The following is a 15,894-nucleotide window of genomic DNA, read 5'->3' as shown; positions in this document are numbered from 1 at the left end:
CGGCCCAGGCGCGTTCGCCCCGTTTGCGCGGCTCGCGGCCGCGCTCGTCCTCAAACGCCGGACGGGCTGGAAATGCGCCCCCGGCCCCCGCCCGGCTTTACAAGGAGGCCGGTACGGGTGGGTCCTCAGACGCCGGACGGGCTGGAATCGCGGTCCGGGCGTAAATGCCGGACGGGCCGCGGTCGCGGCCCGTCCGGGGTGGGAGACCGGCCAACAGGCCGGTCCAGTGTCAGCCTTCCGCGCCCAGGCGTTCCAGGATCAGTTCGCGGACCCGTGCCGCGTCCGCCTGGCCCCGGGTGGCCTTCATGACCGCTCCCACCAGGGCGCCCGCCGCCGCGATCTTGCCCGCGCGGATCTTGTCCGCGATCGCCGGGTTCGCCGCGATCGCCTCGTCCACCGCCGTGCCCAGCGCGCCCTCGTCGGAGACGACCTTCAGGCCGCGCTTCTCGACGACGGTGTCCGGGTCGCCCTCGCCTGCGAGGACGCCTTCCAGGACCTGGCGGGCCAGCTTGTCGTTCAGGTCGCCCGCTGTGACCAGTTCCGCCACCCGGGCGACCTGCGCCGGGGTGATCGGGAGCGCCGCGAGGTCCGTGGACGTCTCGTTGGCGCTGCGCGCCAGCTCGCCCATCCACCACTTGCGTGCCTGGTCGGCGGGGGCGCCGGCCTCGATGGTGGCGGTGATCAGCTCGACCGCGCCCGCGTTGAGCATCGACTGCATGTCGTGCTCCGAGACGCCCCACTCCTCGCGCAGCCGCTTACGGCGCAGCCGGGGCAGCTCCGGCAGCTTGCCGCGCAGTTCCTCCACCCACTCGCGCGGAGGCGCGACCGGGACGAGGTCGGGCTCGGGGAAGTACCGGTAGTCCTCCGCCTCCTCCTTCACACGGCCGGACGTCGTGGAACCGTCCTCCTCGTGGAAGTGGCGGGTCTCCTGGATGATCGTGCCGCCGCCGTCGAGCACCGCGGCGTGCCGCTGGATCTCGTAGCGCGCCGCCCGCTCCACGCTGCGCAGCGAGTTGACGTTCTTCGTCTCCGAGCGCGTGCCGAACCTCGAACGGCCGTGCGGGCGCAGCGACAGGTTGACGTCGCAGCGCATCTGGCCCTGCTCCATGCGGGCCTCGGAGACGTCCAGCGCCTTGATCAGCTCGCGCAGCTCCGCCACGTACGCCTTCGCGACCTCCGGCGCACGCGCCCCGGCGCCCTCGATCGGCTTGGTGACGATCTCGATGAGCGGGATGCCGGCGCGGTTGTAGTCCAGCAGGGAGTGGGACGCGCCCTGGATACGGCCGGTGGCGCCGCCGACGTGCAGCGACTTGCCGGTGTCCTCCTCCATGTGGGCGCGCTCGATCTCCACACGGAAGATCTCGCCGTCCTCCAGCTGGACGTCCAGATAGCCGTTGTAGGCGATCGGCTCGTCGTACTGGGAGGTCTGGAAGTTCTTCGGCATGTCCGGATAGAAGTAGTTCTTCCGGGCGAACCGGCACCACTCGGCGATCTCGCAGTTCAGCGCGAGACCGATCTTGACGGCCGACTCCACGCCGATCGCGTTGACGACCGGGAGCGCCCCGGGCATGCCGAGGCAGGTGGGGCAGGTCTGCGAGTTGGGGTCGGCGCCCAGCTCGGTGGAGCAGCCGCAGAACATCTTCGTTCTGGTGCCGAGCTCGACATGGACCTCCAGGCCCATGACGGGGTCGTACGTCGCGAGAGCGTCCTCGTACGGGACGAGCGACACGTGTTCAGTGACGGTCACGGTGAAACTTTCCCTCTCTGCGGGCTCTAGCCCAGCAGGACGTCGTCGTCGCCCAGCCGCTTCAGCTCGCGGTAGAGCAGAGCGATGCCGGTGACGATGGCGGCGGCGGAGACGGCGGCGTCGATCAGCCGCAGGGTGTCGTTGTCCTCGCGGGCCAGCTTGGCCTGCTTGAGGACGCTGACGGCTCCGAAAGCGGTCGTACCGATCGACAGGTACATGCCGGACTTCGACTTCTTGAAGCTCTTGGCCTTCTTGGTCATTGCGCTCACAGCGACGGTGCCTCCTCCAACAGCGGATGTCCCCAGCGTTCCACGAACGCCGCCTCGACCGCTGCGCCTACCCGGTAGAGACGGTCGTCCTTCATCGCGGGGGCGATGATCTGCAGCCCGACCGGCAGACCGTCCTCCGGCGCCAGTCCGCAGGGCAGCGACATGGCGGCGTTTCCGGCCAGGTTGGTCGGGATGGTGCACAGATCGGAAAGGTACATCGCCATCGGGTCGTCGGCGCGTTCACCGATCGGGAAGGCGGTGGTGGGCGTGGTCGGCGAGACGATCACGTCGACCTGCTCGAAGGCCTTCTCGAAGTCCCTGACGATGAGGGTGCGGACCTTCTGCGCGGAGCCGTAGTACGCGTCGTAGTAGCCGGAGCTGAGCGCGTACGTGCCGAGCATGATGCGCCGCTTGACCTCGTCGCCGAAGCCCTCCTCACGGGTGAGGGCGGTGACGTCCTCGGCCGAACGGGTGCCGTCGTCGCCGACGCGCAGGCCGTAGCGCATCGCGTCGAAGCGCGCGAGGTTGGAGGAGCACTCGGAAGGGGCGATCAGGTAGTACGCCGAGAGGCCGAGGTCGAAGGACGGGCAGTCCAGCTCGACCACTTCCGCGCCGAGCTCCTTGAGGAGGTCGACGGACTCGGCGAAGCGCTGCATGACGCCCGCCTGGTAGTGCTCGCCGGAGAACTGCCGGACGACGCCGACGCGCATACCGGCGACCGTGCCGTTGCGGGCGGCCTCGACGACCGGGGGGACGGGGGCGTCGATGGAGGTCGAGTCGAGCGGGTCGTGCCCGGCGATGACCTCGTGGAGGAGGGCCGCGTCCAGGACCGTACGGGCGCACGGGCCGCCCTGGTCGAGCGAGGACGAGAAGGCGACCATGCCGTAACGGGAGACGCCGCCGTAGGTGGGCTTGACGCCGACCGTGCCGGTGACGGACGCGGGCTGGCGGATGGAGCCGCCGGTGTCCGTGCCGATGGCGAGCGGGGCCTCGTACGCGGCGAGGGAGGCGGACGAGCCGCCGCCGGAGCCGCCGGGGATACGGGTGAGGTCCCAGGGGTTGCCCGTGTGGCCGTAGGCGCTGTTCTCCGTGGAGGACCCCATGGCGAACTCGTCCATGTTGGTCTTGCCGAGGATGACGACGCCGGCGTCCTTGAGGCGCCGGGTGACCGTCGCGTCGTACGGCGGGATCCAGCCTTCGAGGATCTTGGAGCCGACGGTGGTGGGGATGCCCTCGGTGGTGAAGATGTCTTTCAGCGCGAGGGGGACGCCGGCGAGCGGGCCGAGCTTCTCGCCCCTGGCCCTCCGCTCGTCCACGGCGCGGGCCTGCGCGAGGGCGCCTTCGCGGTCGACGTGCAGGAAGGCGTGCACCTTCTCGTCGACGGCCTCGATACGGGCGAGGTGGGCCTCGGTGACCTCGACGGCCGTCAGCTCGCCGGAGGCGACCTTCTCGGCGATCTCCGCGGCGGTGAGCCGGATGATGTCGGTCTTGATGTCCGTCATGGCTGTTAGTCCTCCCCCAGGATCTGCGGCACCTTGAAACGCTGCTGTTCCTGGGCCGGGGCGCCGGAGAGCGCCTGCTCGGGGGTGAGCGACGGGCGTACCTCGTCCGCGCGCATGACGTTGGTCAGCGGCAGCGGGTGCGAGGTCGGCGGAACGTCTTGGTCGGCGACCTCGGATACGCGGGCGACCGCGCCGATGATGTCGTCGAGCTGACCGGCGAAGTGATCGAGCTCTTCGCCCTTCAGCTCCAGACGCGCCAGCCGTGCGAGGTGGGCGACCTCCTCGCGCGTGATGCCAGGCATGCAGCGATCCTCTGGGTGAGTGTCGGGATTTTGACCCAATCCTATGGGGCGCGGCACCGTGCCCACGAAACGGTTTCCGCATCCAGGGCCACGGCTCCGGCCGGGGTCCCGCTCCCGGCCCCGGCAAGGTGCCCGCGCGGGCTACTGCACCACGCGGCTGGAGGGGCCCGACGCGTCGGTACGGGGCGGCTCCAGGGCCGGTGCGGGCGGCGGGCGGTGCCAGCCGGTCTCGCCGCGGGCGAGCAGCCAGGACGTCGCCTCGTGCGGGGGCATCGCGGCGGCCACGAGCCAGCCCTGGACCGCGTCGCAGCTCAGATCGCGCAGGCGCTCCCAGGTCTCGTCGTCCTCGACGCCCTCGGCGACGACCACCAGGCCCAGCGAGTGGGCGAGGTCGATGGTGCAGCGGACGATCTCCGCGTCCTCGGTGTCGATGGCGAGGCGGGCCACGAACGAGCGGTCGATCTTCAGTTCGCTGACCGGCAGGCGGCGCAGATGGACGAGTGACGAGTAGCCCGTGCCGAAGTCGTCGAGGGACATCTTCACGCCGTGACCCGTGAGGCCCGCCATGGTGTCGGCGGCCCGCTGCGGGTCCTCCAGCAGGACGTGCTCGGTTATCTCCAGTTGGAGCGCGCCGGCCGGGACGCCGTGGCGGGCGAGCCGGGCGGCGACCGCGCCGGCGAAGCCGGGGGTGTGGACGTCACGCGGCGAGACGTTGACGGCCACCGGGACGAACAGGCCCTGGGAGCGCCAGCGGGCGACCTGGCCGAGAGCCGATTCCAGTACGTACTCGGTGAGATGCGGCATCAGACCCGAGGACTCGGCGATCGCGATGAACTCGTCCGGGGGCACCCTCCCCCGGTCCGGATGCACCCACCGTACGAGCGCCTCCAGGCCGACGACCTGGCCGTCGAAGCGGACCTTGGGCTGGTAGTGCAGCTCCACGTCGCCGGCGTCGAGCGCGCGCCGCAGATCGCCCAGCAGGCCGAGCCGGTCCGGGGTGTTGGAGTCGCGCTTGGACTCGTACACCTCCACGCCGGTGCGGTCCCGCTTGGCCTGGTACATCGCGACGTCGGCCCGCTGGAGCAGCCCTTCGGCGTCCACCGCGTGCTCGGGGTAGACCGCGACACCGGCGCTCGCCTCCAGGACGAGCGTCAGCCCGTCCAGATCGAGCGGGGAGGACAGCTCGGCCGCGAGATGGCGGGCAACGCGCTGCGCGCTGGTCGTGGAGTCGACCAGCGGCAGCAGTACGGCGAACTCGTCGCCGCCGAGCCGCGCGGCCTCCGCCCCGCGCGGCAGGGCCAGCTTGAGCCGGTCCGCTATCTGCAACAGCAGTCTGTCGCCCGCCAGATGGCCGAGCGTGTCGTTGACCGAGCGGAACCGGTCGAGGTCGATCAGGACCAGCGCGGAGCGCGCGCCGAGGTTCTTGGCCTCCTCCAGCGCCGTCCGCGTCCGTTCGAGGAGCCACTGCCGGTTCGGCAGCCCGGTCAGCGGGTCGCGCAGCTGTTCCTCGGCGCGCGCCCTGGCGATCCAGAGCGTGGAGTCGAGGGCGATCAGCGGGACGGCGAACAGCGGGAGCACCACCGGCCGGGACACGGCGACCACGCAGATCAGCGGGGTGATGCCGAGCAGCGCGACGGCCAGCAGGCCCTGCCGCAGGAGTGCCGTGCGGGCGACGGTCGGCAGGCCGCCGCCCTGCGGGGTCAGCGAATACCACAGGAGGAGCCGGGTCACCAGCAGATACGCCCCCGCCGCCAGGACGATTTCGGGGACGGTGCCGATCCCCCAGTGGAGGGGCTGCCACGGCTCGGCGACCTTCGGTACGTCGCCGAAGGCGAGCAGGACCAGCGCCGCGGCGCCGATACCGAGGATGTCCACCGCGCCGTGCAGCGCACCCTGCCGCCAGCGGTGCCGGCGGGCGGTGCCGACCAGCACCACGACCGCGAGGCTGACGAGTCCGGCCGCGACCCAGCCGTAGAGGAGCAGCACCGCGAGGGTGAGGGCGGCGCCGGAGCCCGTGCCGCCCCACCAGCGGTCGCGGCCGAGCGCGATGAGATGACCGACCACGATGCAGGTGAGCACGGCGAGCGACCAGCCCGTGGTACCCCCCGGGAAGAGTGCCCGGCCGTCCCGCAACTCCAGGAGGACACCCAGGACCAGCACGGCGGCGGCGACTCCCACCACGACGAGGGGCACTCTGGCCGACGTGCCTCCAAGTCCCGCGAATCCACGCGGGCGTGAGACCGGGGCGGCGCTCTCGGTCGGTTTCATTCCCGTCCCTCTCACAGCCGGCAGTGCCGTTACCACGCGATGGCACGTTGTCATGCCACCACGGCTGATTTCCCACACGCAGCCGTGCACGACAGGCGTACCCCTCAACAGTAGGCCGCGAACGGCGTCGGCGGGCAGCGCTCTACCGCTGTTGCCCGAATGCAACCCGCCCTTCCGTATCCATCTGGTATGCGTCCGAACGGGTGACCTACGAGGGCCTGTTGTGCCCGTTCGGTCAGCCGGCGCCGCTCCCGGCAGACGTGTCGTCAGCCGCCCGGGGGACGTCCGTGGCCGGTTCCGGCGCACCCTCCTCAGGGGCCTGCGGCGCCTGTACCGCGGCCTCTCGCGCGGCTTCGGGGCCTTCGGCGAGCAGGACGGCGAACCCCGCCTCGTCGAGCACCGGCACCTTCAGCTGCATCGCCTTGTCGAACTTGGAGCCCGGGTTCTCACCTACCACCACGAAGGCGGTCTTCTTCGACACGGCGCCGGTGACTTTCGCCCCGAGCGTCTGGAGCGCCTCTTTCGCGCCATCCCTGGTGTGATTCTCCAGCGTGCCCGTGACGACGACGGTGAGACCCGCCAGCGGGCGCGGACCCTCGTCCTCGCCGCTGCCCTCGTCCTCCATCCGGACCCCGGCCGCCCGCCACTTGCGCAGAATCTCGCGGTGCCAGTCCACCTCGAACCACTGCTTGAGCGAGGCGGCGATGGTCGGGCCGACGCCCTCGACGGCCGCCAACTCCTCTTCCGTGGCCCGCTCGATGCGGTCGAGGGACCGGAACTCCCGGGCCAGCGCGACCGACGCGACCGGTCCCACGTGCCGGATGGAGAGCCCCGCGATGATCCGGGCCAGGGGGCGGTCCTTCGCGGCCGCGATGTGCTCCAGCATCGCCAGCGCGTTCTTCTTCGGCTCGCCCTCCTGGTTGGCGAAGACGGTGACGATCTTCTCCTCGCCGGTCGCCGGATCGCGTTTGGGCAGGCCGCTGTCCGTGTCGAGCACATACGCCTTGATGGGCAGCAACTGGTCGATGGTGAGGGTGAAGAGGTCGCCCTCGTCGAGCAGCGGGGGCGTCGAAGGCTCCAGCGGCCTCGTCAGCGCGGCGGCGGCGACATAGCCGAAGTTCTCGATGTCCAGGCACTTGCGGCCGCCGAGGTAGAACAGCCGCTCGCGCAACTGGGCGGGGCAGGAGCGGCCGTTGGGACAGCGGAGGTCGATGTCGCCCTCCTTCATGGCCCGCAGCTCCGTGCCGCACTCGGGGCAGACGGCCGGCATCTCGAACTCGCGCTCGCTGCCGTCCCGCAGATCGGCGACCGGACCGAGGATCTCCGGGATGACGTCGCCCGCCTTGCGCAGCACGACCGTGTCACCGATGAGGACGCCCTTGGCCTTCACCACGTCCTGGTTGTGGAGGGTGGCGAACTCGACCTCGGAGCCCGCCACGTGGACGGGCTCGACCACCGCGTACGGGGTGACCCGGCCGGTGCGTCCGACGCCGACCTTGATGTCGACCAGCTTGGTGTTGACCTCTTCGGGCGCGTACTTCCAGGCGATCGCCCAGCGCGGGGCGCGGGAGGTCGAGCCGAGTCTCCCCTGGAGGGAGATCTCGTCCAGCTTGACCACGACGCCGTCGATCTCGTGCTGGACGGAGTGCCGGTTCTCACCGAAGTAGGAGATGAACTCCCTGACCCCCGCGAGGTCTTCGACGACCTTGTTGTGCTGAGCGGTCGGCAGACCCCACTCCTCCAGCAGTTCGTAGGCGTGCGACAGGCAGTCGATCTCGAAGCCCTCACGCGCGCCGATGCCGTGCACCACCATGTGCAGCGGGCGCGACGCCGAGACCCTCGGGTCCTTCTGGCGCAGTGAACCCGCCGCCGCGTTGCGCGGGTTGGAGAAGGGCTTGTCACCGGCCGCGACCAGCCGGGCGTTGAGCTCCTGGAAACCGTCCATCGGGAAGAAGACCTCGCCGCGGATCTCGACGAGCTCCGGGACGCGGTCCCCCTTCAGCCGGTGCGGGATCTCGGCGATCGTACGGACGTTGGGCGTGATGTCCTCGCCGGTGTAGCCGTCCCCGCGGGTCGCGGCGCGCGTCAGCCTGCCCTGTTCGTACGTCAGATTGACGGCGAGTCCGTCCACCTTCAGCTCGCACAGGAAGTGGTAACCGGGCGCGCCCACGTCCCGGGCGACGCGCTCCGCCCAGGCCGCCAGTTCCTCGTCGTCGAACGCGTTGTCCAGCGAGAGCATGCGCTCGCGGTGCTCGACAGCGGTGAACTCCGTCTCGTACGCCCCGGCGACCTTCTGGGTCGGCGAGTCGGGCGTACGCAACTCGGCGTACTCCTCCTCCAGCGCCTCGACGGCGCGCAGCAGCTTGTCGAACTCGCCGTCGCTGACGACCGGCCGGTCCTTCACGTAGTAGCGGAACCGGTGCTCCTCGACCTGCTCGGCGAGGTGCGCGTGTCGCTCCCGCGCTTCCGCGGGCACTGCCGTCTGCTGTTCGCCGGCCACCGTTTCGTCCTCCCGTTTCACCGCGTCGCCGCGAGCACCGCGATCAGCGCGACCCGTGTCTTGAAAATGTCACTCAGGGTTGTCCGCGAGGGATCGCGCCGCCCTGACACAGTGCGCCATGACGGCACGGGCGTACGCGGGTGAAGCGCCCGCGAGCCCGCACGACGGGGTGATCACCACGGACTCCGCGAGAGTCCCCGGATCCAGCCCCAGCCTGCGCCACAGCGTTCTGATACCCATGACGCTACCCCCCGGGTCCGACAACGGGGTGTCCGTGCCCGCCACGACCCCGGCGAGCAGTTTCACGCCGCCCTCCACCGCCTCACCGATCGGCTCCTCGTCACGCTCGGTGAGCAGGGAGAAGTCGAACGAGACGGCCGCCGCCTCGGCGCGGCGCAGCAGGGCGAACGGCACGTCCGGCGCGCAGGAGTGCACGACGGCGGGCCCGTCGTTCGCCCTCATCACCTGCCGCAGCGCGTCCTCGACGACCTGCCGGTCCACCGCCCGGTGGGTCCGGTAGCCGCTGGCCGTCCTGACCTGTCCGCGCAGTACGGCGGTGAGGGACGGCTCGTCGAGCTGGAGCACGGGCGTGGCGCCGGGGACCCTGCGCCGTACGTCGGCGAGATGCCCCGTCAGGCCCTCCACCAGCGATCCGGCCAGGTCGCGGCAGGCGCCGGGGTCGCTGAGCGCCGACTCGCCGTTGCGCAGTTCCAGCGCGGCGGCGAGCGTCCAGGGGCCGGCCACCTGGACCTTGAGCGGGCCTTCGTACCCCTGGGTGAACTCTTCGAGCGCGTCCAGGTCCTCGCCCAGCCAGGACCGGGCCCGCCGGGTGTCGCGGCCGGGGCGGTCACCGATGCGCCAGCCGCTCGGCTCCACGCGGGCGAAGACCTCGACGAGCAGACCGGCGGTCCGCCCGATCATGTCGGCGCCGGGGCCGCGCGCGGGCAGTTCGGCGAGGTGCGGGAAGTCCTCGAAGGTGCCGGTGACGCCCTTGGCCGTCTCGCGCGCGTCCTCGCCGGGCAGGGATCCGACGCCGGTGGCGGCCCCCCATGGGGCTCCGGCGGTGGCGCGGGTACCGCTGTCGGTCTCGTTCATCGGCCCGGCCGCACCGTCAGGTCGTTGATCTCCGCGTCGCGCGGCAGGTCCAGGGCAGTAAGGATCGTCGTCGCGACCGACTCCGGGTCGATCCAGCGGGAGGCGTCGTACTCCTTGCCCTCCTGTCCGTGCACCTTGACCTGCATGGGCGTGGCCGTGCGGCCCGGGTAGACCGAGGCGACGCGGATGCCGTTCGGCCGCTCCTCCTGACGGAGGGCGTCGGCGAGCGCCTTCAGCCCGTGCTTGGAGGCGCCGTACGCGCCCCACCCGGCGTGGGCGGTCAGGCCCGCCCCCGAGTTGACGAAGATCACCTGGCCCTGCGAGGCGCGCAGTTGGGGCAGGAAGAGCCGGGTCAGCTCGGCGGGCGCGACGAGATTGACGTTCAGCTGGCTCGTCCAGGCCTTGGGGGTCAGCTCGCCGACCTGGCCGAGGTCGACGATGCCCGCGATGTGCAGGAGCGAGTCCAGCCGGTCGGGGAGTTCCTGGTGCGACAGCGCCCAGGAGAGCCGCTCGGGGTTGGTGAGGTCGCCGACCAGGGTACGGGAGCCGGGGTGGGCCGCGGCGAGTTCCTTGCCGCGGGCAGCGTCGCGGGCGAAGAGCAGCACGTCGTCGCCGCGCTCGTGCAGCCGGCGCGCGACGGCGGCGCCGATGCCGGAGCCGGCACCGGTGATCAGATGGGTAGCCATGGGGTCATGTTCGCATCACCCCCGGGCGCGGTCGTACGGTCCCGTCCCCCGTCTCGGCGCGGCCCCGTGGCCGGTCAGCGCAGGCCGACGGACTCCTCCAGATAGGCGAGGGCGCCCACCGCCTCCTCCGCGAAGAAGACCAGCTCGGTCAGGGGCAGGGGGAGGAAGCCTTCCTGGTCCATACGGACGAACTGCTCCTTGAGTCCGTCGTAGAAGCCCGCCGTGTTGAGCAGCACCACGGGCTTGTCGTGCAGGCCGTGCTTCTTCAGTTCGAGGATCTCGGTCGCCTCGTCCAGCGTGCCCGTACCGCCGACCATGATCACGACGGCGTCGGACTTCGCGAGGAGCAGCGCCTTGCGCTCGGCGAGGTCCTCGGCGATGACCATCTCGTCGGCCCGCTTCCGTACCGAGGCCCCCAGGAAGCCGACGGAGACGCCGACGAGCCGCCCTCCGGCCTCCTCCACCCCGTCGGCGACGACCTTCATCAGGCCGACGTCCGAACCGCCCCAGACGAGCGTGTGACCACCCTTGCCGAGGAGTTCGGCGAATTCCCGGGCGGGGCGGGTGTAGCGCTCGTCGAGGTCGGCGGCGGAGAGGAAGACACAGATATTCATGGATCCACGGTATCCGGGTGACCTCCTGGGGAAGAGGGCGTGTCCGGCCGTTGCTGACGGTAGAAGGGACCGGCGTCACACCGTCCTCAGCAGAGGGACCGAGTCCACCGAAGGAGCGGATCGACATGGCCAAGGGCCACACCATCACCGTCGAGCAGGGTACGGAGCACGTGCGGGTGGTGCGCGACGGGGAGGTCGTCGCGGACAGCCGCCGGCCGCTGCTGCTGCGCGAGACCGGGCTGCCCGTCCGTTACTACCTGCCTCCGGAGGACGTGCGTACGGAGTTGCTGAGCCCGTCGGACACCACGACGCACTGCCCGTTCAAGGGCGACGCCTCCTACTGGTCGCTGCCCGGCGCGCCGGACCTGGTCTGGGCGTATCCCGAGCCGAAGGACCTGGTCGCCGGGATCAAGGACCACTTCTGCTTCTACGAGACGGAGGTCGTCGCGGACTGAGCCGCCTCCTCCTACGGATCCCGGCGGGAAAAGTCCTCGAATCCCGCTCGGCGCCGATGAGTTCCGGTGAGCCCGCCGGTCCATAGGCGTATGGACCAAGTGGGCAAGGCGGAGTCGGGTGACGGCACACTCATCGCGTACCGGCGGACGAGCGGCGACGGACCTCCGGTGGTCATGGTGGGAGGGGCGTTCAGCACGGCGGAGGCGGAAGCACCGCTGGCGGCGCTCCTCGCACCGCGCTTCAGCGTGATCACCTACGACCGGCGGGGGCGCGGCGGCAGCGGTGACACGGCTCCGTACGCGGTGGAGCGCGAGGTGGAGGACATCGCCGCCCTCCTTGACGAGGCCGGCGGCAGCGCCTCGGTGTACGGCGTGTCGTCGGGCGCGGCCCTGGCGCTGGAGGCGGCCGCGGCGGGGCTGCCGATCACCCAGCTCGCCGTGTACGAGCCTCCTTACGACGCCGTGGCGGATGTCACGGACGGCGCCGCGTACACGGCCCGGCTGGACGAACTGCTGGCGCGGGGCCGGCGGGACGAGGCCGTGGAACTGTTCCTGTCGGCGGTCGGGGTGCAGCCCGACGTGGTGGCGCGGATGCGCCGGGCGACGATGTGGCGGGGCATGACGGCGCTGGCGCACACCCTCGCGTACGACAACGCCGTGATGGGTCCCGGCCCCGTTCCGACGGAGCGGCTCGCGCGGATCACCGCGCGGGTGATGGTCGTGGACGGGGGCGCGAGCCCGCCGCCGATGCGGGTGGCGGCGCGGGCGGTGGCCGCCGCGCTGCCGCGCGGCCGGCACCGCACCCTGACCGGACAGGTGCACGAGGTGGCGCCGCATGTGCTGGCGCCGGTCCTCGCCGAGTACTTCGCCGCGGCGGCGTGAGCGCGATGACGCCGGGGACGGTGACCGGCGGCGTGAGCGCGATGTCGCCGGGGACGGTGACCGGCGGTGTACTCGCCTCGCACGCCCGCTTCCGGCACGGGCGCGTGGGCTTCAGCGGATCGCGTCGTGCGTCAGAAGCGCGTGCACGCCCCACACCTGATTGGCCACCTGAGTCACCCGCAGATCGACCGTCGTACTCGCCAGCGCCAGCGCGGTCCCCCGCTTCACCCCGTACAGCGACGTCATCCACGTCAGCATCGCGTCCAGGGCCCGCGCCGAGGCCTCGTTGAGGTCCGCGTCGAAACCGAAGGTGATCCGGCCCGCCGGGGTCACCGCGTGCGGGGTGAGGATCGGCGGGGAGGGCTGGAGGTCGACGGTGAGACGGGTGGTCATGCCGCATTCGACCGCCGTGCCGGAGACCTCGCCGTCGCCCTGCGCGGCGTGGCCGTCACCGATGCTGAGCAGCGCGCCCGGCACGGTGACGGGGAGGAAGAGGGTTGATCCGGCGACCAGTTCGCGGCAGTCGATGTTTCCGCCGCCGAGGGTACGGGGCGGGGTCGTGGAGTGCTCGCCCGGTTCGTCGGGGGGCGTGCCGATGACGCCCAGGAAGGGCGCGAGGGAGACCGTGTGACCGTACTGGTCGGTCCCGGTGCCGTTGTCCGCGTCGAGGTCCCACAGCAGCCACTCGGCGTCCTCGGCGGTCATGCCCAGCCGGCGGGCGAGCGGGGTGTCGGACGTCGCCGCCGCCGTGAAGCCCCAGTCGTCGGGGCGCAGTGACTCCAGTCGTACGGACAGGGCCATGCCGGGCTCGGCGCCGCGTACGGCGATCGGTCCCACCAGGCAGTGGCCGCGCCGCTCGCCGAACATGCGCGGCACGTTCTCGTCCGCCGTGCGCCGGCGCTCCAGATGGCCCGCGCAGTCGAGCGTGTGGACGGTGAGGGTGTCCGCGGGGTCGACGGTCAGCACGGGGGGCAGTTCGCGCGAGAAGACGTTGCTCACCGTGCCGGGCACGGAGTCCAGGATGTGCTCGGCCACGGGGGGCTTCCTTCGGTCGGTGCGGTGGGTACGAGCGGACTGCGGTGCCCGTGACCGGTGTCCCGTCACCGTAGTCCGCCTCCCGGCCCGGCCCCCGGCAGCCCCCGCGCGACGCGGCGGCGCTGCCCGGGAGGCGGGGAGTCCCCCCGGGCAGCGCGGTCTTCCGTCAGCCGCGGCGCACGGTGAACTCCGCCCGGCGTACGCGCAGTACGGTCCGGCCGCCCTCGGTCGAGACGCGCGCGCCGTCGCACCGTGCCGCGCCCTCCACCACGACGACCGATTCCCCGCCGGGAGCGCCGAGCGCGCGGAAGGTCGCCCGGCCGTCGGCGGCGCCGGTGAGTTCCGCCGTCGCGTACGCGATGCGCAGGCCGCCGGCGGTCAGCCCGAGCGGCAGGATCGCCGCCGTCCGACCGGGCAGGTGCAGCTTCTCGCCGCCGAAGAGGGGCTTGCCGTTCTCCGTGACGGTGAAGTCCTGGTCGTAGCCCGAGGAGACGTTGAAGGCGTGCAGCAGCCGTCCGCGCTCGCCGTCCGCCGTCGTCAGCAGGAAGACGCCCGGGTCGGTGGCGCTGTGCCGCAGGGCGGGGGCGGCGTCCAGGGCGCGGAAGGCACGGTCCCAGAAGGTCAGGTCGCACTGGTAGTCCGTGGTGATCACGACGGCCCGTCCCTTCCCGAGAGGGATGTCGAAGCCGCAGCCCTTGCCCGTGGACAGTTCGCGCAGCACGGTCGTGCCCCGGGAGGGCTCGCACAACTGGGTGCGTGACAGCCGTACTTCGGGGAGCGGCGCCGCCCAGCCGTGCGCGGTCACCGACAGCCAGAAGCGGTTCGCGTCGGTGAGCGTGGAGCCGGCCCTGAGGCCCAGCGCGTCCGCGAGGACGGTGCACGCCTTGTCGGCCATGTCCTTGACGGGCAGCCGCCCGGACAGCAGCAGCTTGCCGCCGGCCTCCACGTACCGGACCAGGCGCCGCTGGAGTCCGGCCCCCAGGTGCTCGCCCGTGGCCAGCGCGAGCACGGGTACGCCCTTCGGGTCGAGATCGCCCGCTTGGAGGTTCACGCTCCGGTAGCGGAAGCCGCCGAGCAGCATCGCGCGGGCCAGGGAGCCGCGCGGACCCGCACCGCGCGTGTTCACCGCTTCGTCCAGTACACGCTGTACGGACTCCAGCTTCGGCGGGTGGTACTCGGTCAGATAGTGATCGGGCACGAAGCCGAGCGCCACGTCGTCGTACGTCGTGCGCATCGGCGCGAGGACGTCGGCGAGACCGCCCATGGCGCGCACGGTCCGCCGGGTCGGCTCGTAGCTGACCCCGGGCCGGCCCTCCGGGTCGACCGGGGCGGCGAAGCCGTGCCGCTCGCCCGTGATGCCGATGCGGTCGTTCCCGTCGCCAGCGGGCTTGTCGAGCTTGGGGTTGAACCCGCCCGCGAACAGGTAGTAGTTGAGCATTTTGGCGCCCTGCGCGATGCAGAGACGGGTCTTGAGGTCGACGCCGGACGGGCTGGTCTGGCTGTCCAGGTTCTGGCCGTAGTCGGCGTGGCCGGCGTCGAACTCCAGCGCCGTGACCGGCTGGTCCTTGTCGTTGATCGCGTCCATGAAGGCGTTGATGAGGTACAGGTCGGTGACGTTGCGCAGGGTCAGGTCGCCGAGGTAGAAGTCCGCGCCGGAGATCGTCCCCTCGATCCCCCCGTAGGTCTCCATGAGCTGGCTGATGCCGATGGGGAACGGTTCGGCGCGGCTGTCGGAGGTGCCGTGGATGTTGATCACGAACGGGATGCCGGTGATCCCGTACTCCCCGGCGGCCTTGCGCAGTTCGGTGACGTAGCGCGCGAAGCGGCCCCGCATGAAGCGGCCCAGATCGTGCATCAGGGCGGCGCCGTACGCGTCTTCGGGGTTGCGGATCGCCTTGCGCCGCCCGGCCAGGTCCTCGCCGGTGAAGGGGTAGCGCGCGGCGAGCCCGTCGCCGTACTCCTCGCGCAGCCAGCCGTCGAAGTCGGCGGTCAAGTGGTCGGTGAGGTCGGGTGAGTTGCTGACCCAGGCCAGCATCCCGATCTCGTTGTCGAGTTGCAGGGAGATGACGGGGCCGCCGTCGCTGTGCAGCCGCTTCGCGAGTACCGGCATGACCGCCGCGTACCAGTGGCGCATCTCCTTGAGGAACGCGGGCGCGAGGTAGTCGACGGTGGGGGTGGTGGCGGGAGCGTCGTTCCAGCCGGTGGAGACGATCTCGGGGTGGTCCTTCCGCACCCGTTCGGGCACGCCCTCGCCCTTCAGCTCGGCCATGGTGAAGGGGCCGGGGCGGGCGATGAAGAGGAAGCCGTTGCGGTGGCAGAGGTCGATGAAGGCGCCGAGGTCGCGCTCGGGGCGGGTGCGGCCGGTGACGTCGATCGTGCCGTCGGGCAACTCGTGCCACATCCAGGGGATGTAGGTGGCGATGGTGTTGAGGCCGGCGGCCTTGGCCCTGTCGAGCCTGGACTGCCAGTCCGCCTTCTTCAGGCGGAAGTAGTGGATCTCCCCGGCCAGGACGAGCACGGGCTTGCCGCCGACGAGTAT

The 15,894-nt window shown here is 71.4% G+C and carries 13 protein-coding genes; 2 read left to right on the top strand and 11 right to left on the bottom strand.

Annotated elements, in window-relative coordinates:
* Positions 1 to 229: 229 nt before the first annotated feature.
* From gatB to GXP76_RS25845, 9 genes are all read right to left on the bottom strand, one after another.
* Entirely contained in the window at positions 230 to 1,747 is a 1,518-nt protein-coding gene (gatB, locus tag GXP76_RS25885) for an Asp-tRNA(Asn)/Glu-tRNA(Gln) amidotransferase subunit GatB (protein ID WP_308354208.1), read from the bottom strand.
* Between the two features lie 26 nt (positions 1,748 to 1,773).
* Positions 1,774 to 2,007 carry a hypothetical protein gene (locus GXP76_RS25880; protein WP_242574006.1) on the bottom strand — a complete coding sequence of 78 codons (234 nt, stop codon included), beginning with the start codon at positions 2,005 to 2,007 and terminating at the stop codon, positions 1,774 to 1,776.
* Between the two features lie 5 nt (positions 2,008 to 2,012).
* The gene (gene gatA, locus GXP76_RS25875; protein ID WP_242574005.1) at positions 2,013 to 3,518 is read right to left on the bottom strand and encodes an Asp-tRNA(Asn)/Glu-tRNA(Gln) amidotransferase subunit GatA; all 1,506 of its coding nucleotides are present in this window, start codon (positions 3,516 to 3,518) and stop codon (positions 2,013 to 2,015) included.
* Positions 3,519 to 3,523: 5 nt separating this feature from the next.
* Positions 3,524 to 3,820, bottom strand: a complete 297-nt coding sequence (gene gatC, locus GXP76_RS25870) for an Asp-tRNA(Asn)/Glu-tRNA(Gln) amidotransferase subunit GatC (protein ID WP_015036350.1) — start codon at positions 3,818 to 3,820, stop codon at positions 3,524 to 3,526.
* Positions 3,821 to 3,961: 141 nt separating this feature from the next.
* The gene (locus tag GXP76_RS25865) at positions 3,962 to 6,088 is read right to left on the bottom strand and encodes a bifunctional diguanylate cyclase/phosphodiesterase (RefSeq protein WP_242574004.1); all 2,127 of its coding nucleotides are present in this window, start codon (positions 6,086 to 6,088) and stop codon (positions 3,962 to 3,964) included.
* A 235-nt stretch (positions 6,089 to 6,323) separates the two neighbouring features.
* Entirely contained in the window at positions 6,324 to 8,588 is a 2,265-nt protein-coding gene (gene ligA / locus GXP76_RS25860) for an NAD-dependent DNA ligase LigA (protein ID WP_242574003.1), read from the bottom strand.
* A gap of 69 nt (positions 8,589 to 8,657) precedes the next feature.
* A complete protein-coding gene (locus GXP76_RS25855; RefSeq protein WP_242574002.1) occupies positions 8,658 to 9,683 on the bottom strand; it encodes a methionine synthase in 1,026 nt (341 codons plus the stop codon).
* The gene (locus tag GXP76_RS25850) at positions 9,680 to 10,369 is read right to left on the bottom strand and encodes an SDR family oxidoreductase (RefSeq protein WP_242574001.1); all 690 of its coding nucleotides are present in this window, start codon (positions 10,367 to 10,369) and stop codon (positions 9,680 to 9,682) included. The genes GXP76_RS25855 and GXP76_RS25850 overlap by 4 nt, the downstream gene beginning before the upstream one ends.
* Positions 10,370 to 10,443: 74 nt before the next feature.
* Positions 10,444 to 10,983: a TIGR00730 family Rossman fold protein gene (locus tag GXP76_RS25845; RefSeq protein WP_242574000.1), complete on the bottom strand. Its 540-nt coding sequence runs from the start codon at positions 10,981 to 10,983 to the stop codon at positions 10,444 to 10,446.
* A 125-nt stretch (positions 10,984 to 11,108) separates the two neighbouring features.
* Here GXP76_RS25845 and GXP76_RS25840 point away from each other — a divergent pair, with 125 nt between their 5' ends.
* A complete protein-coding gene (locus tag GXP76_RS25840) occupies positions 11,109 to 11,438 on the top strand; it encodes a DUF427 domain-containing protein (RefSeq protein WP_242573999.1) in 330 nt (109 codons plus the stop codon).
* Between the two features lie 99 nt (positions 11,439 to 11,537).
* Entirely contained in the window at positions 11,538 to 12,320 is a 783-nt protein-coding gene (locus tag GXP76_RS25835; RefSeq protein ID WP_374362558.1) for an alpha/beta fold hydrolase, read from the top strand.
* A gap of 111 nt (positions 12,321 to 12,431) precedes the next feature.
* Here the strand turns inward: GXP76_RS25835 and GXP76_RS25830 are convergent, their stop codons facing one another.
* Positions 12,432 to 13,355, bottom strand: coding sequence for an acetamidase/formamidase family protein (locus tag GXP76_RS25830; RefSeq protein ID WP_242573997.1), 924 nt, complete (start codon positions 13,353 to 13,355; stop codon positions 12,432 to 12,434).
* A gap of 166 nt (positions 13,356 to 13,521) precedes the next feature.
* A partial coding sequence (locus GXP76_RS25825) for a beta-galactosidase (RefSeq protein ID WP_242573996.1) occupies positions 13,522 to 15,894 on the bottom strand: 2,373 nt, incomplete at its 5' end.

The organism is Streptomyces sp. NP-1717 (assembly GCF_022695985.1).
In the GTDB taxonomy this organism is placed as follows: Bacteria; Actinomycetota; Actinomycetes; order Streptomycetales; family Streptomycetaceae; genus Streptomyces.
Note: the sequence above shows the minus strand (reverse complement) of the source record. Positions and strands in the feature narration are given on the sequence as shown.

Coding starts and splice junctions, on each gene's coding strand:
- GXP76_RS25865 (WP_242574004.1), bottom strand. CDS start 6,088: ATGAAACCGACCGAGAGCGCCGCCCCGGTCTCACGCCCGCGTGGATTC.
- GXP76_RS25880 (WP_242574006.1), bottom strand. CDS start 2,007: ATGACCAAGAAGGCCAAGAGCTTCAAGAAGTCGAAGTCCGGCATGTAC.
- GXP76_RS25855 (WP_242574002.1), bottom strand. CDS start 9,683: ATGAACGAGACCGACAGCGGTACCCGCGCCACCGCCGGAGCCCCATGG.
- gatC (WP_015036350.1), bottom strand. CDS start 3,820: ATGCCTGGCATCACGCGCGAGGAGGTCGCCCACCTCGCACGGCTGGCG.
- GXP76_RS25845 (WP_242574000.1), bottom strand. CDS start 10,983: ATGAATATCTGTGTCTTCCTCTCCGCCGCCGACCTCGACGAGCGCTAC.
- GXP76_RS25850 (WP_242574001.1), bottom strand. CDS start 10,369: ATGGCTACCCATCTGATCACCGGTGCCGGCTCCGGCATCGGCGCCGCC.
- gatA (WP_242574005.1), bottom strand. CDS start 3,518: ATGACGGACATCAAGACCGACATCATCCGGCTCACCGCCGCGGAGATC.
- GXP76_RS25840 (WP_242573999.1), top strand. CDS start 11,109: ATGGCCAAGGGCCACACCATCACCGTCGAGCAGGGTACGGAGCACGTG.